Raw genomic sequence first — 20802 nt, forward strand, 5'->3', positions numbered from 1 at the left:
GGGTCCCGGCGTTCGCCGGGACGACATTGGGGACGTTGAGAGACCCGTCAAAACAAAGCGGCGGCTGCGAAAGCAGCCGCCGTTGATGTTCAAAACACAGAGGTCGTCACGTCGCCTTGAGTGCGTGGTCCGTCTCGGCGTCGAACTGGGCGATCTCCTTGGCGCGCTGCGATTTCGCGGCGGCCTGGTGGTTGGTGGCGATGACGGTGTAGACCGCCGGCAGCACGAACAGCGTGAACAGCGTGCCGATCGACATGCCGGCGACGACGACGAGGCCGATCGAGAAGCGGCTGGCGGCGCCGGCGCCCGAGGCGGTCAGCAGCGGGATCAGGCCGGTCACCATCGCCGCCGTCGTCATCAGGATCGGCCGCAGGCGGATGCGCGCCGAGGTCTCGATCGCCCTGCGGCGATCCATCCCTTCGTTCAGCTGCAGCTCGTTGGCGAACTCCACCATCAGGATGCCGTGCTTGGTGATCAGGCCGACCAGGGTCAGGAGGCCGACCTGGGTGTAGATGTTCATCGTCGCCAGACCGAAGAACAGCGGGATCAGCGCGCCGACGATCGCCATGGGCACGCTGATCATGATGACCAGCGGGTCACGCAGGCTCTCGAACTGCGCGGCCAGCACCAGGAAGATGATGATCAGCGCGAAGCCGAAGGTGATGGCGAGCTGATTGCCTTCCTGGACGTATTGGCGCGCATCGGCGAGATAATCGTGGCTGAATCCCGACGGCAGGTTCTTGGCCTGCTTCTCCAGGAAGTCGACCGCCTGGCCGACCGTGACGCCCGGCATCGGCACCGCCGAGAAGGTCGCCGAGTTGAGCTGGTTGAAATGCGTCAGCGAGTTCGGGTCGGTGGCGGTCTCGATGTTGACCACGGTCGACAGCGGCACCTGCTGGCCGGTGGCGGACGCGACATAGTAGCCCGAGAGCGCTTCCGGCGACAGCCGCTTGTCGCGCGGTACCTGCGGGATTACCTGATAGGAGCGGCCCTCGAGGTTGAAGCGGTTGATGTAGTTGCCGCCGAGCAGCACCGCGAGCGTATTGCCGATCGACTGCATGGTGATGCCGAGATCGCTCGCCTTGCTGCGGTTGATCCAGACCTTGACCACCGGCTGGTTGAATTCGAGGTCGCTGTCGGAGACGATGAACATGCCGCTCTTGCGCGCGGAGTCCTTCAGCTTGGCCATCTGCTCATAGACGGCCTGGAAGCCGCTGGTCGAGCTGATCACCATCTGCACCGGCAGGCCGCCGGGGCCGCCCGGCAACGCCGGCAGGTTGAAGGCGAAGGCGTTGATGCCCTCGATCTTTGACAGCTCCGCCTGCACCAGCGGCTTCAGCTTGATCGAGGAGCGCGTGCGCTCGTCCCACGGCTTGAGCAGCATGCCGGCAAAGCCACCCTGCGGACCGTTGATGCCGTTCAGCACGAAGCGCAAGTCGGTCTCGGGGAACTTCGCGAACGCCTTGTCGAGCTTGTCGGTGTAGAAGTTGATATAGTCGATGTTGGCGTATTTCGGCGCCTTGGTGATCGAGAACACGATGCCCTGATCCTCCTCCGGCGCCAGCTCTTTGGCGGTGTGCATGTAGAGGAAGCCGACCAGGCCGAGGATCGTCAGCGCGAACAGCGCGGTCACCGGCCGGTAGTCGAGCGAGCGGTCGAGCTGGCGGCCGTACCAGTTCGTCATCGAACCGAACACGCGGTTGACGAGGCGCGCGAAGCGGCCCTCATCGGCGCTCTTCAGCAGCACCGAGCACATCATCGGCGACAGCGTCAGCGCGATGACGCCGGACACGATGACCGAGCCCGCAAGCGTGAAGGCGAATTCGCGGAACAGCGAGCCGGTGAGGCCGCCGAGGAAACCGATCGGCGCGTACACGGCGGCGAGCGTGATCGTCATCGAGATGACCGGGCCGACGATCTCGCGCGCGCCCTGCAGCGCCGCCTGGACCGGCGCCTTGCCCTCCTCCAGATGGCGGTGGATGTTCTCCACCACCACGATGGCGTCGTCGACGACGAGGCCGATCGCCAGCACCATGGCCAGCAGCGTCAGCAGATTGATGCTGAAGCCGAGCGCCAGCATCATCGTGCAGACGCCGATCAGCGACAGCGGGATCGTCACCACCGGAATGATGACCGAGCGCAGCGACGCCAGGAACAGGAAGATGACGACGATGACGATCAGCACCGCTTCGCCGAGCGTATGCTCGACCTCGTCGATCGACGACTGGATGAACTTGGTGGAGTCGTAGGCCACCTTCATCTTCATCGACGGCGGCAGGTTGCGCTCGAGATCGGGAAACAGCGCGCGCACGCCCTTGACGATGTTGAGCGGGTTGCCCTGCGGCGTCGCGTCGACGCCGATGAAGATCGCGCGCTCGCCGCTGAAGGCGACGCTGGCATCCGTGCTCTGCGCCGCGAGCTCGACGGTGGCGACGTCCTCCATGCGGACGAAGCCGCCGTCCTTGGCCTTGACGATCATCCGCTTGAACTGGTTGACGTCGGTCAGGCCGGTATTGGTCGTCACGTTGGAGACGATGAAATAGCCCTTGGCCTGTCCGGCCGCGGACTGGAAGTTGTTGGCGGCGATCGCCTGCGCCACGTCGGTCGGCGACACGTTGCGGCCGGCCATTTTCTCGGGATTCAGCCAGATCCGCATCGCGAAGGTCTGGCCGCCGAGGATGTTCGCCGCGGCGACGCCGTCGACGGTCGACAGCACCGGCTGCACGACGCGCGTGAGATAGTCCGAGATCGCCGAGCCCGACAGCTCCTCGCTGGAGAAGCCGAGATACATCACCGACGTCGTCTGGCCCGTCGTCTTGGTGACGATCGGATCGTTGGATTCCTTCGGGATGAGGTAACGGACCGAGTTGACCTTGGCGAGCACCTCGGTGAGCGCCTGGTTCGGATCGAAATTGAGCTTGATGAAGACCTGGATGGTGCTGGTGCCCTGCACCGAGGACGAGGTGATGTAGTCGACGCCCTCGGCGGAGGCGACCGCCTGCTCCAGCGGCGTGGTGATGAAGCCCTGGATCAGGTCCGCGGAGGCGCCGGGATAGACGGTCGTGACGTTGACGACCGTGTTCGACAGCTTCGGATATTGCCGGATCGGCAGCTCGAACGCGGCGCGCAGGCCGAGCAGCAGGATGAGCAGGCTGACGACGACCGACAGCACCGGGCGCTTGATGAAGATATCGGTGAAACGCATCGCGGCAATCTCGTCAGCAGGAGGCGGGTGAGGTGCGAACCGGCCGCCTCGTGGCGGCGGCCCGGCATTGGCTCGGAGGCTCGCTCAGTAGCGCGGCGGCTTCGCCGGCACCGGAGGCGGCGGATCGGTGGAGATCGCAACCGCAGCGCCGGACTGGATCTTGAGCTGGCCGACGGCGACGACACGGTCGCCCTCCTTCAGGCCTTTCAGGATCACCGCGCGGCCATTGATGCGATCGCCGGTCTGCACGTAGATCCGGTCGGCCGTCAGCGCGGTCTTGCCGTCGTCGGTCTTCTTCTCGTTGATCACGAACACCGAGTCGCCATAGAGCGTGTAGTCGACGGCGGTCTCCGGCACCGTCAGCACCGGCGGCTTGTCCGGCAGCACCACGGTGGCGGTGGCGAACATGCCCGGCTTCAGGATGCGCTCGGGATTGGCGATCGTCGCCTGCACGCGAATGTTGCGGGTGTCGGTCGCGATCTGCGGCTCGATTGTCGTGATCTTGCCTTCGAAGGTCCGGCCCGGATAGGCATCGACGCCGATGCGGACGGTCTGGCCGACCTTGAGCTGGCCACTATCCTTCTCGGTCACGGTGAAGTTGACCCACAGCTGCGACAGGTCGGTCAGCGACACGATCTGCGTGCCGGCCGACAAATACTGGCCGACCTCGACCTTGCGGACGCCGAGATCGCCGTCGAACGGCGCGCGCACCAGCTTCTGCGCGATCAGCGCCTCGGTCTTGGCGACGCCGGCCTGCGCCTGGTCGTAGGCGGCCTGGGCCTGGTCGACGGTCGCCTGCGGCCCGAACTGGCGCGACGCCAGCTGCTTGGCGCGGTCGAGCGAGAGTTGCGCCACGGTCACCTGAGCCTTGTAGTTGGCGAGATCGCCCTGGTCCGGCGCATCATAGAGCTGCACCAGCGGCGCACCCTGCTTCACGGTGGTACCCGGGGTGAACATGATCTCGGTGATGCGGCCGCTGACGTCCGAGGTGACGTTGACCTGGTGCACGGCGGCGAGATCGCCGACCGCCGTCAGCAGGTTCGGCACGGTCTCCGAGCCCGCGGTCGCGATCGTGACGTTGATCGGCGGCGGCTTCATGTTGGCGAAGAACTGCGCGATCATCTTGTCGCGGAACATGTTGAACCACACGAAGCCGCCCACCAGCGCCGCGAGCAGGCTGCCCACGACGATGAACCACAGCACCGGGCGGGTGCGCTTGCGCGGCTTGTCGTCGAGCGGCTTTCCAGAAAGCTTGGGTTCCGTCGCAATGTTCATGTCATGCACTTTCTGCCGTCGCCGGCCGGGCCGGAGGTTGCGACAATTCGTGGTCGAGATAGCACGCGATCGCTGCGTCGGTCAGTCCGATGCCGCGCAGGATAAACTGGCTGAGCTGGCGCTCCAGGCTTTCAGCGGTTCCATAAGCCAGACACGGGATCGAGGGAAGCCGGGTCAAGGCCGCCATCAATACGGTGTGATGCGCAAACCAGAACAGGTCGCGGGGCGCCGCCGCCGATTGCAAGGCATCACCAGCCGCGACGGCGCTTTCCAGGGAGTTAACGAATTTGGCGCCGATCAGATCATCGATCTTCACATAGAGCAGCCGCGCAAACTCGCCATCGTCGAGATGGCTCGACGCCATCAGCCGCAACCGCTGCTCTTCCTCGTCGTTGGGGCCGTCAGCGATGCTGAGAAAATGCCGGACCATCCCGGCCATCATCCTGACCAGTGTGGCGGTGGAAGGTTCCTGTCCGAGCAGCAGCTCGAAATCCGGATCGGCCTCGCATTGCTCGGTGAGGATCTCGGCATAGAGCGCGGCCTTCGACGGGAAATGCTTGAACAGCAACGCTTCCGAGATGGCCGCCGCGGCCGCGACGCTCTTGGTGGTGGTGCCCGCATAGCCATGACGCGCGAAGCAGCGCTTGGCTGCACCGAGGATCAGCTGCCTTCGGAGATCGCTTGTCATGCGCAAACTGGACATCGCCCGTGAGTAAATACTCACTTGATTGATGTCAAGAAATATGCCGCGTCGCAGCAGGGTTCGGCGGTCAAGTCCCTGAAATTGCAGGAGAGAAAACGACAGCGCCGAAGGCAATTCTATACCTCTACAACAAGGCGGATCTGCGGCACGCCCCGGTGGTGGAGATGCGGGCTCACACCGCCCGGCGGATTTTCTTCCGCGCCCGGCCGTGCGACGGTCGCAGCAACAAACCAGAATCGGCCGGGAGGACCAGGGATGACCGACGACACGGCGCTCGCCGCCAGCTTCGACCTCGAGAGCCTGACGCCGGAGTTCTACGCCGACCCCTACCCGACCTATCGCGCGCTGCGCCAGCATGCCCCGGTCAAGCGGATGCGCAGCGGCTCCTACTTTCTCACCCGTTATGACGACCTCGTCACCGCCTACAAGGTGACGAAGACGTTCTCGTCGGACAAGACGCGCGAGTTCGCGCCGAAATACGGCGACTCACTGCTGTACGAGCACCACACCACGAGCCTCGTCTTCAACGATCCGCCGGCGCATACGCGCGTGCGCCGCCTGATCATGGGTGCGCTGTCGCCGCGCGCCATCGCCGAGATGGAGCCGGCGCTGATCACGCTGGTCGACGGGCTGCTGGACCGGATCGCCGCGAAGGATCACTTCGAGCTGATCGATGATTTCGCTGCGGCGATCCCCATCGAGGTGATCGGCAATCTGCTCGGCGTGCCGCATGAGGAACGCGGACCCTTGCGCGACTGGTCGCTCGCCATCCTCGGCGCCCTGGAGCCGGTGTTGACGCCGGAGCAGTTTGCCCGCGGCAACCAGGCCGTCGGCGACATGCTGGCCTATCTGGAAACCCTGGTGGCCCGCCGGCGCGCGGCTCCCGGCAATCCCGAGCGCGACGTGCTGACGCGGCTGATCCAGGGCGAGGCCGATGGCGAGCGGCTGAGCGCGAAGGAGCTGCTGCACAACTGCATCTTCCTGCTCAATGCAGGACACGAGACCACGACCAATCTGATCGGCAACGGCCTGGTGCTGCTGTGCCAGCATCCGGCCGAGCGCAGGAAGCTGATCGAGACCCCCGTTTTGATCCGCACCGCCGTCGAGGAGATCCTGCGCTATGAAAGCTCCAACCAGCTCGGCAACCGCATGACGACCGAGCCGGTCGAACTCGGCGGCGTTGGCCTGGAAGCAGGCACGTCCATCACCCTGTGCATCGGCGCCGCCAATCGCGACCCCGCCCAGTTCGACGATCCCGAGCGCTTCGACATCACCCGCCCCGCCAACCGCCACCTCGCCTTCGCCACCGGCGCGCACCAATGCGCGGGGATGGCGTTGGCACGGCTGGAAGGCGCGGTGGCGATCGCGCGGTTTGTCAGCCGGTTTCCGAACTATCAGCTCGCGGGCGAGCCGGTGCGTGGCGGGCGAGTGCGGTTTCGGGGGTTTGCGAGCGTGCCGTGTGTCGTTGAGGGGTAAGGAAGATCGCAGTAGCTCCCCGAATGCGCTCGGTCCCGAGCCGATATCGCCAGCCATTCGGATCGGCGTCATTCCGGGGCGCGCGCAGCGCGAGCCCGGAATCCATAACCACAGGATGCCGTGTGAGGCATGCACGGAGTTGCCAGCTCGCCTGACGACATCGCTCCGTGGCTATGGATTCCGGGCTCATTCGCGCTGTTCCAAAATGGCTACGCCATTTTGCGCGCGAATGCCCCGGAATGACGAACTCTCTAAGAACTTCGCTGCGGCGAATTGCAGAACACGATCCCTCACCTGCACCGCCGTGTTGGGCCATTCGACGTGCGCCAAAACAGATTGTTCAGGAACCAGCTCAAGGACATCACCCTTCCAGTCCGTCCAGCTGCAAAAAATTACTTTCTTTTTTCCAGAAATTATGATTGTATATCCCGATCCCGTCTCACATGAGGGGCGCTTCGCGGTCGTCACGAACGTCGAGGCGGGATGCGGTGGGCGTGTCGGTGCTGCGGCGTGGGTTTCCACCCGGACGAACGGCAGCGATGCGCACGGTCAAGTCGCGTGGTCCTGACACCCCGACGCTGGTGTCCAGTGCAATGCGCGCAAGCGCATTGTCGCGATACGGTGGCCAGAAAGCCCGGAGCACCGGGGAGAACGCGAAGCAGCCGTCAAAACCATCGCGCGGGGAATGCCGGGTGTTCTCGGCTGAACCTGTGGTACCTGCCGCCTGCATTTTTTTCCGCAGGCGGGCCATGGGTGCGGCCAGCGCCCGGCATTCCCCGTGCCCTCTTCTCGAAGAGGGCAGGACCAAGAGCAAAGCTCGGACGCGAAAGCGCGCCGCGAGATAGTGACCGCATGTTCATCTCACCGTCATTGCGAGCGACGCGAAGCAATCCAGGACCGCGCCCGCGACTCTGGATTGCTTCGTCGCGGAGCCTGTCATCGGGCCGCGCGTTGCGCGGACCCATTGGCTCCTCGCAATGACGATGCACTTGATGAAGCCGCACAGAGACGAGTTGTTAAGTGACTCGTCATGCCCGGGCTTGACCCGGGCATCCATCCTCCTCGCGAAGATGGATGGATGGCCGGGTCAAGCCCGGCCATGACGACGGAGAGGATCGTGCTCAACATAGCGCCGATGACATCAAAACACCGCATGGTCGCCGCGCTCCGCCTCGGCATCGCCGCGGATCAGCTTGGCGTAGTAGTCGAACAGCGTCTCCGAGCCTGTCGACGGCGTCGCATCCGCGTCGTAGCGGCCGGTGGCGGGGTCGAGCACCAGCATCGACTCGGTCGCGTAGTAGCGGCCGATGCGGGCGAGTTCCGCCTTGTCGGCGAGCGACGGAACGATGCGCCTGGCGACATCGAGCCCGCCGATGATGACGTCGAGGAGCGCCACCGGAACGCGCCGGATGTGCGGCTTGCGTCCGAGCAGCGCGAACAGATGCTCGGCCTGTTCGATCGGGGTGATGGCGGGCCCGGGGCCGCCGATCGGCAGAACCTTGTTCCAGCGGCTCTCATCATCGAGACAGCCGGCGAGATAGTCGCCGAGATCGGCGTCACTGACCGGCTTGCACGCAGTCAGGCGGCCGTCGCCGAACACGAGATAGGGCCGGCCCTGTTTGACACGCGCGACCTGCCCCGACAGCGACTTGAAGAACGCGGTGGGGCGGACGATCGAATAGGTCAGGCCTGCCGCCATCAGCCTCGCTTCGAACGCCAGCTTGGCCTTCTGGAACGCCAGCAGCGGCTTCTGCACGCAGATCGCCGACAACAGCACGAAATGCGTGACGCCGGCCTGACGTGCCGCGTCCAGCACGTTCACATGAGCATGATAGTCGATCGCTTGGGCGTCCCGGGGAACTCCGGTCCGCGACGCCATGCAGGACACGACGGCGCCGAATTGCTCGCCGCGAAAACCATCGCGCGCGACCGAGACGGGATCGGTGACATCGCCGGTCCTGACGGTCGCGCCCGGGATCGTCATGGCGTCGCTGCGCGAGCGGACGAAGCAGACCGCGTCGTGCCCGCGCGCGAGAATGGCGCGCACCGTGGCGCGGCCGATCGTCCCCGTCGCGCCGAGCATGAAGACACGGCGCGGATGGAACACGGCGGCGGAACGGGTTGGCGAAATCATCAGCGGCAACTGCGCTTCGAGAACTGCGCCGATCTATATCACATGCCGCGAGCCGGGGATGCTGCTGGCGGGACGAACTCCATAAGCACACTACCGATGGCCAATATGCGGACCCGATCCCCGCTGTCTCCCTCTCCATGCACACGCCTCTCGGCGTGTTCATGGTCTGGGCGCAGGACCCCCCCTTGGGTGGCAGATCCTCATGGTGAGGAGCGCTGCGCCGATCAAACCAATGCCAGACAAGATCATCATACGCAGCGCGTCTCGAACCATGAGGCCGGTGGCCTCGCCCTTCGAGACGACCGCCTGCGGCGGTCTCCTCAGGGTGAGGGTTGATGGCTGCGGCGTGCGGAGTAGAGCATGGTCAATCGAACTCGATACGACAGCGCCTGAACGCGCATCAGGGCAGGCTCGCACGCTGCTGCCGCACCGAACCGCCTCACTCCGCCGCCTGCGGCGTCTTCTCCAGAATCAGCGTGTGGATGCCGCAGGAGCCGCTGTACAGGCTCATCACCCGCGTACCCGGCTTGCGGCCCGCCCTCGGCTCGGAGACCTGCAGCCCGGCGGCAAGCAGTCTGGCGCGGGTCGCTTCGATGTCGGCGACGCGCCAGCTCAGGCCCCACAGCTTGTCGTTGGCCTTGTCGTTGCCGGCGACCGGCCGCTTCACCACCTCGATGATCAGGTCGCCGCAGCGGAAGAACATCAGCTGGCCCCATTCCTGATGGCTGCGGTCGAGCGCCATGTCCAGGCCGAGCCGCGCGCCATAGAGCGCGGCGGCACGCTCGGGGTCCTCGGTCGAGACCACGATGTGGTCGAGGCCGAGCACCGCGGAGTCCGCGGTCTTCTCCGACGGCGGCCGCGGCTGGCTGAGTTCCAGGAAGAACATGCGCACGCCACGCGTCAGATCCGTCATCGCGCGGGTGCGCTTCCAGTGCAGCGTCTGGCCCAAGATGCGGTCGGTGTTGTCGACCTCGGCAACCGGATCCGGCTTCAGCGCCACGCGCTCCAGCCGCCGATGCATCTTGCCGATATCATTGGTGGCGAAGCAGATGCTGGCGAGGCCCTCGCCCCAGATCTTGATGACGTTGCGGATGCGGTCGGCGGCGGGGCTCTGTCCCGCCGGCGCCATCAGCTCGAGGCTCATATTGTCCAGCGTGAACAGCACGCGGTCGGCGCCCTCGCCCGAATTGTGCCAGGACGGCTTGCGCGCCAGCAGCGTCTCGAACGCGGCGCTGCCGGCCTTGATGTCCTCGAGCAGGATGACGACGTGGTCGAGACCGGTGATCACGGAAACAGCCCTCGCGTGTTCTTGGCGTTGCGCACCTTCTCGACGCCGATCGCCATCGCCGCAGTCCGGTGCGGGACGTCGTCGGCCTTGGCCCGGTTCACCATCTTCTCGAAGGCGCGGTCGAGGATCTGGTACTCGCGTCGCATCACCTCCTCCTCCTCCCAGAACAGCTGCTGCAGATCCTGCACCCATTCGAAGTAGCTGACGATGACGCCGCCGGAATTGCAGAGGATGTCGGGAATGAGGAAGATCTCCTTGCGGCGCTGGTCGAGCACCAGATCGGCATCCGGCGTGGTCGGGCCGTTGGCGGCCTCGGCAATGACGCGGCATTTCAGGTTCGCCGCCACCTTGGCGTCGATCACGCGCTCCACAGCCGCCGGCACCAGGATGTCGCAAGCCAGCGTCAGGATCTCCTTCGGGTCGAACGCGAGCTCGGTGGAGAAGCCGGCGATGCTGCCGTGCTTGCTCGCATGCGCCATTAGCTGGGGGATATCAAGGCCGCGCGGGTCGTGGAGCGCACCGGTATGATCGCTGACCGCAATCACCTTCATGCCCATCTGGTGGAAGCCGAGCGCGGCATAGGAGCCGACATTGCCGAACCCCTGCACCACGACGGTGGATTTGGCGGGATCGATGCCGAGCACGTCCATCACCCGGCGGGAGACGTGGGCGACACCGCGCCCCGTCGCCTCGCGGCGGCCGAGCGTACCGCCGGAGAACACCGGCTTGCCGGTGACGATCTCGGTCACGGTCTGGCCCTGATACATGGAGTACGTATCCATGAACCACGCCATGACCTGCTCGTTGGTGCCCATATCCGGGGCCATCACGTCGGTGTGCGGGCCGACGAACGGGATCATCTCCTGCATGTAGCGGCGGGACAGGGATTCGAGCTCACGCTTCGACAGCTTGGACAGGTCGACATTGACGCCGCCCTTGGCACCGCCATAGGGCAGACCGACCAGCGCGCATTTCCAGCTCATCCAGATCGCGAGTGCCGCAACCTCGCCGATGTCGACGGTCGGCGCAAAGCGGGTGCCGCCCTTGGTCGGCCCCATGGTCAGGAGATGCTGGACGCGATACCCCTCATAGACGGCAATGGTGCCGTCGTCCTTGTGGATCGGACACGAGACGGTGATCGCGCGCTTGGGAAGCAGCAGCCGGTCGCGCTCGTCGGCTGGGATGCCAAGATGGTCGGCAATCACGTTGAACTGATTGGTCGCCATCTCGAACACCGGACCCGCATAGACCGTCATCTTCCACTCCCGAATCTGCTTCTGCAGGCCGGCAACCATAGCGCGACCCGTGCGCCGGTGGCAGGGGGCCGGCGGTTGCAAGGGGCCGATCTCAACCACCATGGTGACGATTTGACGAAGAATTTCAGCGTTGATCCGCCTTAACCGCTTGCTAATCTGCGGCGCCGGGGCCGCGATCACCCCTTAGTGAGACAGAAATGCCCATGCAGGCCCTTTTCATCGGACAAACCTACATCGACGTTACGTTCATCACCGACCATATGCCGACCGGAGACGAGAAGCACGTCGCCTCCGACTACGCCGTGTCGTTCGGCGGCAATGCGGTGACTGCGGCATTTTGCTGCGCCAAGCTGGGCATCGTGCCGGACCTGATCGCCACGATTGCGAATGACTGGCTAGGGCGGATGTTCCAGGACATGACCGCGAAGTACGGCATCTCCGTACATCCACGGAAGGTCAACGCCTCCTCGCTGTCCTTCATCATGCCGAAGGACGGCAAGCGCGCCATCGTGCGCTGCCGCGACGATGCCCACATTCACCCATTCCCGCTGCTCAATCTCGGCAATTGCCGGGCGCTCCACGTCGATGGCCATCAGCCCGACGCCGCCCTGCACTATGCCAAGCTGTGCCGCGAGGCCGGCATCCTCACATCCCTCGACGGCGGCGGCCTGCGCACCAACACGCATGAGCTGCTCGAATATATCGACGTCGCGATCGTTGCCGAGCGTCTGTGCGAGCAGATGGACCTCACACCGGAGAAGATGCTCGACTACCTCAAGGGCCGCGGCTGCCGCATTGGCGGCGTCACCCAGGGCGAGAAAGGCCTGCTATGGTACGACGAGCTCGGCGCCGTGCACACGCTGCCCGCCTACCCGATCCCGCGCGAGCGCGTCATCGACACCAACGGCGCCGGCGACGTGTTCCACGGCGCCTATGTGTATTCGTATCTCGCCAACCCGGCGAAGGGCTGGAAGGAGCATTTCGAGTTCGCCCGCGCGGCCTCGACGTTCAAGATCCAGAAGCTCGGCAACGAGGCCGGCCTGCCGACGCTCGCCGACATCGAGCTTGTCAGGCAGGAATTCGAGGCCCGCGTCTAGCGGCTGATCAGGGAGAAGACCGATGGGGCGCGTGGTCGTCGCCGGCAGCATCAACATGGATGTCGTGGCGACGGCCGAGCGCCATCCCCGCATTGGCGAGACCGTTGCGGGACAGTCTGTGATGTACTTCCCCGGCGGCAAGGGTGCCAACCAGGCCGTGTCCGCGGCCAAGCTCGGTACGCCGACAGCGCTGATCGGCCGGCTCGGTCGTGACGCCTTCGGCGAGCAGCTGCGGGCGTTTCTCGCCGGCCAGGGCATCGATCTCTCGGCGGTGAAGGACAGCGCGAGCGCATCGACCGGCACGGCGATCATCACGCTGGCGAATGCCGACAACACGATCGTCGTGATTCCGGGCGCGAATGCGGAGGTCTCGGCAGACGATGTGGCTCAGGTGGCATTGGCAGCGGGCGACGTCGCGGTGAGCCAGTTCGAGATCCCGCAAGCCACGATCGCCTCGTTCTTCCAGCGTGCCAAGGCAGCGGGCGCCACCACGATCCTCAACCCTGCCCCGGCCAGCGCATTCGACGGCGCGCTTTTCGCGCTGGTCGACGTGCTCGTGCTTAATGAGACCGAGCTCGGCTTCCTGGCTGGTGTCGATCTCGGCGACGCGCCCTCACCGCAGCAGGTGACGGAAGCCGTGAAGGCCCTGATACCTCGCCGAGACCAGACGATCTGCGTCACGCTCGGCGCGCGCGGCGCGATCGCCGTGTGTCGCGGCGACGGCAGGCTGGTCGAAGGCCGCGCGGTGAAGGCGGTCGACACCACCGGCGCCGGCGACTGCTTCGTCGGCGCGCTGGCGGCGCGGCTCTCGCAGGGCGGAGCGATCGCGGATGCGATCGCCTACGCCAACGTTGCGGCGTCCATCTCCGTGCAGCGGATGGGCGCCGGCCCCTCGATGCCCACGGCGGAGGAGGTCCGCGCGCTGCTCTAGGCGAGAGCGCTCTTCAGGTCGAAGCTCGGATCGGCAGCCTTGGCCGCATCGATCGTGCCGCCCGCAGCCAGCAGCTTGCGGCCGAACATGTGGTCGCCGGCGCGGTTGACGGATTCGATGCCGACCAGCCGGCCCTCCTTGTAACAGAATGCGGAGAATGCCTTTTGCGCCGGATCCCCGCGCAGCACGACCTGATCATAGCCCGTGGTGAGCCCCGCAATCTGCAGCTTGTCGTTGGCCTGGTCGCTCCAGAACCACGGCTGGCCGTCATACGGCTTGACGTCGCCCGTCAGCCGCGCAGCGACGCAGCGGGCGTGATCGGTGGCGTTCTGCACCGACTCCAGCCGCAAGGTGCCACCGAAGCGCTGACTGGCAAACAGCGCGCAGTCGCCGATGGCAGAGATATGCGGATCGCTGGTCAGCAGATACTCGTCGACCACGATGCCCGCGGCGACCTGCAGTCCGGCGTCCGCGGCGAGCTCGACATTCGGCAGCACCCCGACGCCGACTACGATGAGATCAGCCGGGAGATGCCGGCCGTCGCTGAGGCTGACACCGGTGACCTTGCTGCCATCGGCCTCGATGCTGGTCGCCTGCACGCCGAGATGGATGCGCACGCCGGCATCGGCATGCTGCTTTTGGAAGTAGTCGGAGATCTCCGCAGTGACAGCCCTCGCCATCACGCGCGCCCCGAGCTCGAGCACATCGACCTCGAGGCCCTTGATGCGCGCAGTCGCCGCGAATTCCAGCCCGATGAAGCCGGCGCCGATCACGACGGCGCGCTTGGCATCGCCGAGCAAGCCGCGCAACGCTTCGCTGTCGTCGAGGATGCGCAGATAGCGCACAGCGGGAAGGTTGGCGTTGGGGATGTCGAGCAGCCGGTTGCGCGCACCGGTGGCGAGCACGAGGTGGCCGTAGTCGAGCGTCCTGCCGGAGGCGAGCAGCACCCTGCGCTGGTCGCGCTGAACCGAGACGACACGGTCGTAGACGAGGTCGATGGCCTGATCGGCATAGAACTTCTGCGGCCGGAACATCAACGTCTCGGGACCACCGGTGCCCTTGAGATACGCCTTCGACAGCGGCGGACGCTGGTACGGCAGATGCGGCTCGTCATTGATCAAATGGATGGGATCGGCAAAGCCTGCCTGACGCAGCGAGGTGGCGAGCTGAAAGCCCGCATGCCCCGCGCCTACGATCACCACCGGTCCCTTCGTCACTGCACCCTGCCCCATTTCGTTCGTATCCCGTGTTTGCGCGCCTTGTCTGCTGCGGGTTTACCTCCCGTCATGCCAGCGGAACCGGGTTGTCGCAGACTTCCCCGGCATTGTCACCGGGCCGCTGTGCGCCTTAAATGCGGCAGCAACGAAAGATGGGAGGACCGAATGTCGGACGCAGCCGCGGAACCCGCTCGCCTGAGCATCGATGGGCCGATCGCGACCATCACGCTCGACCGCCCGGCCGCGTTCAACGCCATCAACCTCGCCATCGCCAAGCGGCTGGAGCAGCTCGCGGCACAGGTCGAAGCCGAACCGGGCATCCGGGTGCTCGTCCTCAAGGGCGAGGGCCGCGCCTTCTGCGCCGGCGGCGACCTGCAGACGATCGGCGCCGCGGCCGAGGCCGACACCATCACGCCGATTGTGAGCGAGCTCCTGCATCACTACCACGCCTTCATCGCCAGCCTGCGCCGCATGCCGAAGATCGTGCTCGCGAGCGTCCACGGCTCGGCCGCCGGCGCCGGCATGTCGCTCGCCTTCGCAGCCGACCTCTGCATCGCCGCCGAGGAAGCGCGCTTCACGCCGGCCTATGCCAAGCTCGGCGTTTCGCCCGATGGCGGCGGAACGGTGGGCGTCGTCGCCACCGCCGGTGTCCGACGCGCGCTGCAAATCTTCCTGGCGGAAGACAGCTTTACGGCCACGCAAGCCTACGAATGGGGCTTGGTTGCCAAGGTCGTGCCAAGCGCCGAGCTGGCTGCGGCCACCGAGGCGCTGGCGCAGCGATTGGCGCAGAACATGCCGGAGGGGATCGCGGCGACCAAGGCGCTGATCCATCGGGCGCCGACCAGCTCGGTCGGGGACCAGCTCGCCGCCGAGCGCGATGCGATCATCAACTGCATGCACACCGACGAATTCCGCGCCGCCGTGAAGCGGTTTACCAGCAAAGGAAAGTAGGACTGCGCTCACCCCTTCCCCTTCCTGCGCATGAAATCGAAATCGCAGCCGTCATCGGCCTGCAGGATCGTTTCATGAAACAGATGCGCGTATCCGCGGTCAGCCCAGTCGGGTGTGGCGGCTGGCTTCATCGCAGCGCGCCGCCGCTCAAGTTCGGCGTCGTCGACCAGCAGATCGATGCTGCGCTTGGCGACATCGAGCCGGATCATATCGCCGGTCCGCACCAGCGCCAGCGGACCGCCGACGGCCGACTCCGGCGTGATGTGCAGCACGATGGTGCCGAACGCCGTGCCGCTCATCCGCGCATCGGAAATCCGCACCATGTCCTTGGTGCCGCCCCGCGCAAGCTTCTTCGGGATCGGCAGATAACCCGCCTCCGGCATGCCCGGCGCGCCTTTGGGTCCCGCGTTGCGCAGCACCAGGACGTCATCCGCCGAGACGTCGAGCTCGGGATCATCGACCCGCAAGGTCATGTCCTCGACCGACTCGAACACCACCGCGCGGCCGGTGTGCTGCAGCAGCTTCGAGCTCGCAGCGGAATGCTTGATGACCGCGCCACGCGGCGCAAGGTTGCCCCTGAGCACCGCAAGGCCACCTTCCGGCTTGATCGCATCGCCCCGCAAGCGGATCACGTCCTGACCCGGCACGTCCTCGGCGTCGGCCACGATGTCGCGCAGCGACTGGCCGGTGATCGAGCGGCAATCGAGGTCGATGAGATCGCCGAGCTGCTGCATCAGCTTCGGCACGCCGCCGGCATGATGGAAGTGCTCCATGTAGTGATCGCCGGACGGCTTGAGGTCGACCAGCACCGGCACCTCGCGGCCGATGCGGTCGAACGCATCGAGGTCGATGGTGTGCGGCGTACGGCCCGCAATCGCGGTGAGATGCACGAGGCCGTTGGTCGAACCGCCGATCGCCTGCAGCACCACCTGCGCATTCTTGAAGGCGGCGGGTGTCAGCAGCTCACTTGGCTTCGGCCCCTTCGCCTTGGCCATCTCGGCAGCCACCCGGCCACTGGCCTCGGCCGAACGGAAGCGTTCGGCATGCGGCGCCGGGATCGTGGCGCTCATCGGCAAGGACAGGCCGAGCGCCTCGGTGATGCAGGCCATCGTCGAGGCCGTGCCCATCACCATGCAGGTGCCGACCGACGGTGCGAGCCGGCCGTTGACCGCCTCGATCTCGCTGTCGTCCATCTCGCCGGCGCGATACTTGGCCCACAGCCGGCGGCAATCGGTGCAGGCGCCGAGCACCTCGCCCTTGTGATGCCCGACGACCATCGGGCCGACCGGAATGACCACCGTCGGCAGATCGGCCGACACGGCTGCCATGATCTGCGCCGGAAGTGTCTTGTCGCAGCCGCCGATGACGACCACGGCATCCATCGGCTGAGCGCGGATCATCTCCTCGGTTTCCATCGCCATCAGGTTGCGCAGATACATCGAGGTCGGATGCGCAAAACTCTCGGCGATCGAGATGGTCGGGAACACGAACGGCATCGCGCCGGACAGCATGACGCCGCGCTTCACCGCTTCCAGGATCTGCGGCACGTTGCCGTGGCAGGGATTGTAGTCGCTGTAGGTGTTGGTGATGCCGACGATCGGACGATCGAGCGCATCATCCGAATAGCCGGCGGCCTTGATGAAGGCCTTGCGCAGGAACAGCGAGAAGCCAGCATCGCCGTAAGCGGTCAGTCCCTTGCGCAGGCCATCTGTCATGTCAGTCTCTTCGTTTCTGTTTCTTGTTATCTGTCGTTCTCAATCCGAGGCGCGTTTGCGCCCCGGATTGACGATGTCTTATCAACCCCAGTCGATGATCCGGCTGGTGTCGCCGTCGAACTCCGTGGTGCAGAACGCGCCGCCCTGGAAATAGTCCCCAATCGGATCGGCGGGCAGCTTGGCCTGTTCGGCCATGGCGTGCTCGCGGAAATTCTCGGCGCGGCCGGTCGGGCGATAGCCGAGATCATAGGCGCGCTGGTTGTCCCACCAGGCGCGCTCGTTGAGCGAGGCTCCGTAGAGTACCTCGAAATGGATATCGGGATGCTCCAGGCCGATGCGGCAGAGCTGGACGAGATCCTCCGGCTTCAACCAGATCGACAGCCGGCGCTTGTCGAGCGGCTTCTCGCCGAAATTGCCGATGCGCAGACACGTTACCTTCAGCCCGTGCTTGTCGGCATAAAGCGAGCCCACCGCCTCGCCGAACACCTTGCTCACGCCATAGCGGCCATCAGGGCGCGGCTGCACGTCATTGTCGATCTTGCGATGGCGCGGATAGAAGCCGACCGCATGGTTCGACGACGCGAACACCACGCGCTTCACACCCTTGCGGCGCGCCGCCTCGAACAAATTGTAGCCGCCGATGATGTTGGCCTGCAGGATGTCGTTCCACGGCCCTTCGACCGAATAGCCGCCGAAATGGATGATGCCGTCGACGCCATCGCACAGCGCCTCGACCTGGGCGAGGTCGGCAAGATCGGCCGCCTTGAAGGTCTCCTGGCTGGAGAGATCGGCCGGCGGTTTGATGTCGCTGAGCAGAAGGTCCGGATAGATCGGCGGCAGCAGCTTCCGCAAGGAAGTGCCGATTCCACCGCTCGCGCCGGTCATCAAGATACGTGGCATTTCATCCCTCGTGTTGGGTCCGCAGGTTTGCGGTCGTGACAAGCCGATGATAGCAGAGATCGCCAGGGCACAATAACGGGACCAACCAAATGTCCGACGGAAACGCTCACACGCAGGGCTGGCGCCCTGCCACCTTCTATCCCGATCCGGCGATCCAGGCGCTCGACCCGCGCTTCGAGAAATACTGGCTCAAGCTGTCGGCCGTGGAACGCCTCGCGACGGGCCTGCGCTGGGCCGAGGGACCGGTGTGGTTCGGCGACGGGCGCTACCTTCTTTGCAGCGACATTCCCAACCAGCGCATCCTCAAATGGGAGGAGGAAACCGGCGCGGTCTCGGTGTTCCGCAAGCCGTCCAACTTCGCCAATGGCAACACCAGGGACCGCCAGGGCCGGCTCGTCACCTGCGAGCACGGCGGACGCCGGGTCACGCGGACCGAGTATGACGGGTCCATCACGGTGCTGATGGACTCCTTCGATGGCAAGCGGCTGAACTCGCCGAACGACGTCGTCGTGAAATCCGACGGCTCGATCTGGTTCACCGATCCGACCTTCGGCCTGCTCGGCAATTACGAGGGCTACAAGGCCGAGCCGGAGATCGACGCTAACGTTTATCGCATCGACGACACCACCGGCCAGGCGAGCATCGTCGCCGAGGGCGTGCTGGGGCCGAACGGGCTGTGCTTCTCGCCCGATGAATCCATCCTCTACGTCGTCGAATCCCGTGGGCAACCGACGCGCAAGATCCTCGCCTATGACGTCTCCGCCGACGGGACGAAGCTCACCAACAAGCGCGTCCACATCGATGCCGGTCCCGGCACGCCGGACGGGATGCGCTGCGACGTCGACGGCAATCTCTGGTGCGGCTGGGGCATGGGCTCGCCCGAGCTCGACGGCGTCATGGTGTTCGCACCGGACGGCGCGCCGATCGGACGCATCGCCCTGCCCGAGCGCTGCGCCAATGTCTGTTTCGGCGGCCTCAAGCGCAACCGCCTGTTCATGGCCGCCAGCCAGTCGATCTACGCGCTCTATGTGAATACGCAGGGCGCGCTGGGCGGGTAATCGGCCGTCATTGCGAGGAGCCCCCGGGTCTCGCCTCTGGCGAGCCCGAGGACAGGCTCCACGACGAAGCAATCCAGACTTCCTTCCGGGCCCTGGATTGCTTCGCTGCGCTCGCAATGACGGAGACCCATCAAGCCGCGTTGTAGCCCGCGACGGCCTTGACCTCGAGATACTCCTCGAGACCGAACCGACCCCATTCGCGGCCGTTGCCGGACTGCTTGTAGCCCCCGAACGGCGCGGTGCGGTCGTTCGGGACGCCCTGCAGGTTGACGTTGCCGGCGCGGATCTTGCGGCCGACCTCGCGGGCCTTCTCTATCGTCGGCGCGGTGACGTAGCCGGCGAGACCATAGGGCGTGTCGTTGGCGATCTTCACCGCCTCGTTCTCATCCTGAGCGCCAATGATCACCAGCACCGGCCCGAAGATCTCCTCGCGCGAGATCGTCATCTCCGGCTTGACGTCGGCGAAGATCGTCGGCCGCACGTAGAAGCCCTTGTTGACGCCCTCGGGCAGGCCCGGACCGCCGGCGACGAGGGTCGCTCCCTCCTCGATGCCCTTGTTGATGAGGGCCTGGATCTTGTCCCACTGGCCGCGATTGACCACCGGGCCGATCGTGGTGCCCTCGCCGCGGGGATCGCCGGCCTTGGTCTTGTCGGCGACGCCCTTGGCGATCGCGGCCACTTCCTTCATCCGCGCAGCCGGCACGATCATGCGGGACGGCGCGTTGCAGGACTGGCCCGAATTGTTGAACATGTGCATGACGCCGCCGATCACCGCCTTGTTCAGGTCGGAGCCCTCCAGGATCACGTTCGGCGACTTGCCGCCAAGCTCCTGGCTGACGCGCTTGACGGTCGGCGCGGCGCGCTTGGCGACGTCGATGCCGGCGCGGGTCGAGCCGGTGAACGAGATCATGTCGATGTCCGGATGCTCGCTCATCGCAGCGCCGACCTCCGGCCCCAGGCCGTTGATCAGGTTGAACACGCCCTTCGGCACGCCGGCTTCATGCAGGATCTCGGCGAAGATCAGCGCCGAGGTCGGGGTGAACTCCGACGGCTTCAGGATCATGGTGCAGCCGGCGGCGAGCGCCGGCGCGACCTTGCAGGCGATCTGGTTGAGCGGCCAATTCCACGGCGTGATCATGCCGACCACACCGACCGGCTCGCGCACCACCACCGACGACGGCAACGTCTCCTCGAACTCGTACTTCTTCAAAACGTCGAGCGTCGACATCAGATGGCCGAGGCCGGCGCCGGCCTGCAGCTTCTCCGCCATCGGCAGCGGCGCGCCCATCTCGTCGGAGACGGCGGCGCCGATCTCCTTCATGCGGCCCTTGTAGATCGTGATGATCTTCTCGAGCAGGGCGACGCGCTCCTCGCGGCTTGTCTGCGAAAAGGTCTCGAAGGCGCGCTTGGCGGCGGCGACGGCCTTGTCGACATCGGCCTTGGAGCCCAGCGCAACCTCGTACATCGCCTCTTCGGTCGCGGGATTGACGACCGGAGTGGACTTCTTGACGACCGGATCGACCCAGGCGCCGTCGATGTAGAATTGCAGGCGATTGACCATCGGAAAACCTCTTCAGGTGGAAGCATATGGGGGAG

The 20802-nt window shown here is 65.5% G+C and carries 15 protein-coding genes; 5 read left to right on the forward strand and 10 right to left on the reverse strand.

The genetic code is table 11. From position 1 onward, the window contains the following. Positions 1–106: 106 nt before the first annotated feature. The 3 genes from HL666_RS08030 to HL666_RS08040 all read right to left on the reverse strand — a co-directional run bounded on the left by HL666_RS08030 (position 107) and on the right by HL666_RS08040 (position 5168). Positions 107–3205 (reverse strand): MexW/MexI family multidrug efflux RND transporter permease subunit, encoded by a 3099-nt coding sequence (locus tag HL666_RS08030; RefSeq protein WP_172134154.1) that lies wholly within the window; start codon positions 3203–3205, stop codon positions 107–109. An 84-nt stretch (positions 3206–3289) separates the two neighbouring features. Next, positions 3290–4480 (reverse strand): efflux RND transporter periplasmic adaptor subunit, encoded by a 1191-nt coding sequence (locus HL666_RS08035; RefSeq protein WP_172111960.1) that lies wholly within the window; start codon positions 4478–4480, stop codon positions 3290–3292. Position 4481: 1 nt separating this feature from the next. Next, complete coding sequence (locus HL666_RS08040) at positions 4482–5168, reverse strand: TetR/AcrR family transcriptional regulator (protein WP_172134231.1); 687 nt, start codon at positions 5166–5168, stop codon at positions 4482–4484. Positions 5169–5438: 270 nt separating this feature from the next. Between HL666_RS08040 and HL666_RS08045 the strand changes: the two genes are divergently transcribed. Then, a complete protein-coding gene (locus tag HL666_RS08045; protein ID WP_172134152.1) occupies positions 5439–6659 on the forward strand; it encodes a cytochrome P450 in 1221 nt (406 codons plus the stop codon). Between the two features lie 1141 nt (positions 6660–7800). Here the strand turns inward: HL666_RS08045 and HL666_RS08050 are convergent. The 3 genes from HL666_RS08050 to HL666_RS08060 form a co-directional block, all read right to left on the reverse strand. Next, on the reverse strand, positions 7801–8742 hold the full coding sequence (locus HL666_RS08050; protein ID WP_172134230.1) for an NAD(P)H-binding protein: 942 nt from the start codon (positions 8740–8742) through the stop codon (positions 7801–7803). Between the two features lie 490 nt (positions 8743–9232). Then, on the reverse strand, positions 9233–10081 hold the full coding sequence (locus HL666_RS08055; protein WP_172180762.1) for a VOC family protein: 849 nt from the start codon (positions 10079–10081) through the stop codon (positions 9233–9235). Next, positions 10078–11337, reverse strand: a complete 1260-nt coding sequence (locus HL666_RS08060; RefSeq protein WP_172180764.1) for a Glu/Leu/Phe/Val family dehydrogenase — start codon at positions 11335–11337, stop codon at positions 10078–10080. Before HL666_RS08060 ends, HL666_RS08055 begins: the two co-directional genes overlap by 4 nt. 203 nt (positions 11338–11540) lie before the next feature. On the opposite strand from HL666_RS08060, the gene HL666_RS08065 reads away from it, so the two are divergent. Both HL666_RS08065 and HL666_RS08070 read left to right on the forward strand, forming a co-directional pair. Further along, the gene (locus HL666_RS08065) at positions 11541–12434 is read left to right on the forward strand and encodes a sugar kinase (RefSeq protein ID WP_172134149.1); all 894 of its coding nucleotides are present in this window, start codon (positions 11541–11543) and stop codon (positions 12432–12434) included. 22 nt (positions 12435–12456) lie between these two features. Next, the gene (locus tag HL666_RS08070; RefSeq protein ID WP_172111955.1) at positions 12457–13365 is read left to right on the forward strand and encodes a ribokinase; all 909 of its coding nucleotides are present in this window, start codon (positions 12457–12459) and stop codon (positions 13363–13365) included. Here the strand turns inward: HL666_RS08070 and HL666_RS08075 are convergent. Beyond that, positions 13362–14597 carry an NAD(P)/FAD-dependent oxidoreductase gene (locus tag HL666_RS08075; protein WP_172111954.1) on the reverse strand — a complete coding sequence of 412 codons (1236 nt, stop codon included), beginning with the start codon at positions 14595–14597 and terminating at the stop codon, positions 13362–13364. The two genes, HL666_RS08070 and HL666_RS08075, sit on opposite strands and share 4 nt — an antisense overlap. A gap of 150 nt (positions 14598–14747) precedes the next feature. On the opposite strand from HL666_RS08075, the gene HL666_RS08080 reads away from it, so the two are divergent. Further along, positions 14748–15533, forward strand: coding sequence for an enoyl-CoA hydratase/isomerase family protein (locus tag HL666_RS08080; RefSeq protein ID WP_172134147.1), 786 nt, complete (start codon positions 14748–14750; stop codon positions 15531–15533). Positions 15534–15541: 8 nt separating this feature from the next. Here HL666_RS08080 and HL666_RS08085 read toward each other — a convergent pair whose 3' ends face one another. Both HL666_RS08085 and HL666_RS08090 read right to left on the reverse strand, forming a co-directional pair. Further along, positions 15542–17248, reverse strand: coding sequence for an IlvD/Edd family dehydratase (locus HL666_RS08085; RefSeq protein ID WP_172180766.1), 1707 nt, complete (start codon positions 17246–17248; stop codon positions 15542–15544). An 81-nt stretch (positions 17249–17329) separates the two neighbouring features. Continuing rightward, positions 17330–18148 (reverse strand): NAD-dependent epimerase/dehydratase family protein, encoded by an 819-nt coding sequence (locus HL666_RS08090; protein WP_172180768.1) that lies wholly within the window; start codon positions 18146–18148, stop codon positions 17330–17332. 89 nt (positions 18149–18237) lie between these two features. Here HL666_RS08090 and HL666_RS08095 point away from each other — a divergent pair, with 89 nt between their 5' ends. After that, positions 18238–19206, forward strand: coding sequence for an SMP-30/gluconolactonase/LRE family protein (locus HL666_RS08095; RefSeq protein ID WP_172180770.1), 969 nt, complete (start codon positions 18238–18240; stop codon positions 19204–19206). A gap of 130 nt (positions 19207–19336) precedes the next feature. On the opposite strand, the gene HL666_RS08100 is transcribed toward HL666_RS08095, so the two are convergent. After that, positions 19337–20767, reverse strand: a complete 1431-nt coding sequence (locus tag HL666_RS08100; protein ID WP_172180772.1) for an aldehyde dehydrogenase family protein — start codon at positions 20765–20767, stop codon at positions 19337–19339. Between the last annotated feature and the right edge of the window lie 35 nt (positions 20768–20802).

The sequence above is a fragment of the Bradyrhizobium aeschynomenes genome, from assembly GCF_013178945.1.
GTDB lineage: Bacteria > Pseudomonadota > Alphaproteobacteria > Rhizobiales > Xanthobacteraceae > Bradyrhizobium > Bradyrhizobium aeschynomenes.

Coding starts and splice junctions, on each gene's coding strand:
- HL666_RS08030 (WP_172134154.1), bottom strand. CDS start 3,205: ATGCGTTTCACCGATATCTTCATCAAGCGCCCGGTGCTGTCGGTCGTC.
- HL666_RS08035 (WP_172111960.1), bottom strand. CDS start 4,480: ATGAACATTGCGACGGAACCCAAGCTTTCTGGAAAGCCGCTCGACGAC.
- HL666_RS08040 (WP_172134231.1), bottom strand. CDS start 5,168: ATGACAAGCGATCTCCGAAGGCAGCTGATCCTCGGTGCAGCCAAGCGC.
- HL666_RS08045 (WP_172134152.1), top strand. CDS start 5,439: ATGACCGACGACACGGCGCTCGCCGCCAGCTTCGACCTCGAGAGCCTG.
- HL666_RS08050 (WP_172134230.1), bottom strand. CDS start 8,742: ATGCTCGGCGCGACGGGGACGATCGGCCGCGCCACGGTGCGCGCCATT.
- HL666_RS08060 (WP_172180764.1), bottom strand. CDS start 11,337: ATGACGGTCTATGCGGGTCCGGTGTTCGAGATGGCGACCAATCAGTTC.
- HL666_RS08065 (WP_172134149.1), top strand. CDS start 11,541: ATGCAGGCCCTTTTCATCGGACAAACCTACATCGACGTTACGTTCATC.
- HL666_RS08070 (WP_172111955.1), top strand. CDS start 12,457: ATGGGGCGCGTGGTCGTCGCCGGCAGCATCAACATGGATGTCGTGGCG.
- HL666_RS08075 (WP_172111954.1), bottom strand. CDS start 14,597: ATGGGGCAGGGTGCAGTGACGAAGGGACCGGTGGTGATCGTAGGCGCG.
- HL666_RS08080 (WP_172134147.1), top strand. CDS start 14,748: ATGTCGGACGCAGCCGCGGAACCCGCTCGCCTGAGCATCGATGGGCCG.
- HL666_RS08085 (WP_172180766.1), bottom strand. CDS start 17,248: ATGACAGATGGCCTGCGCAAGGGACTGACCGCTTACGGCGATGCTGGC.
- HL666_RS08090 (WP_172180768.1), bottom strand. CDS start 18,148: ATGCCACGTATCTTGATGACCGGCGCGAGCGGTGGAATCGGCACTTCC.
- HL666_RS08095 (WP_172180770.1), top strand. CDS start 18,238: ATGTCCGACGGAAACGCTCACACGCAGGGCTGGCGCCCTGCCACCTTC.
- HL666_RS08100 (WP_172180772.1), bottom strand. CDS start 20,767: ATGGTCAATCGCCTGCAATTCTACATCGACGGCGCCTGGGTCGATCCG.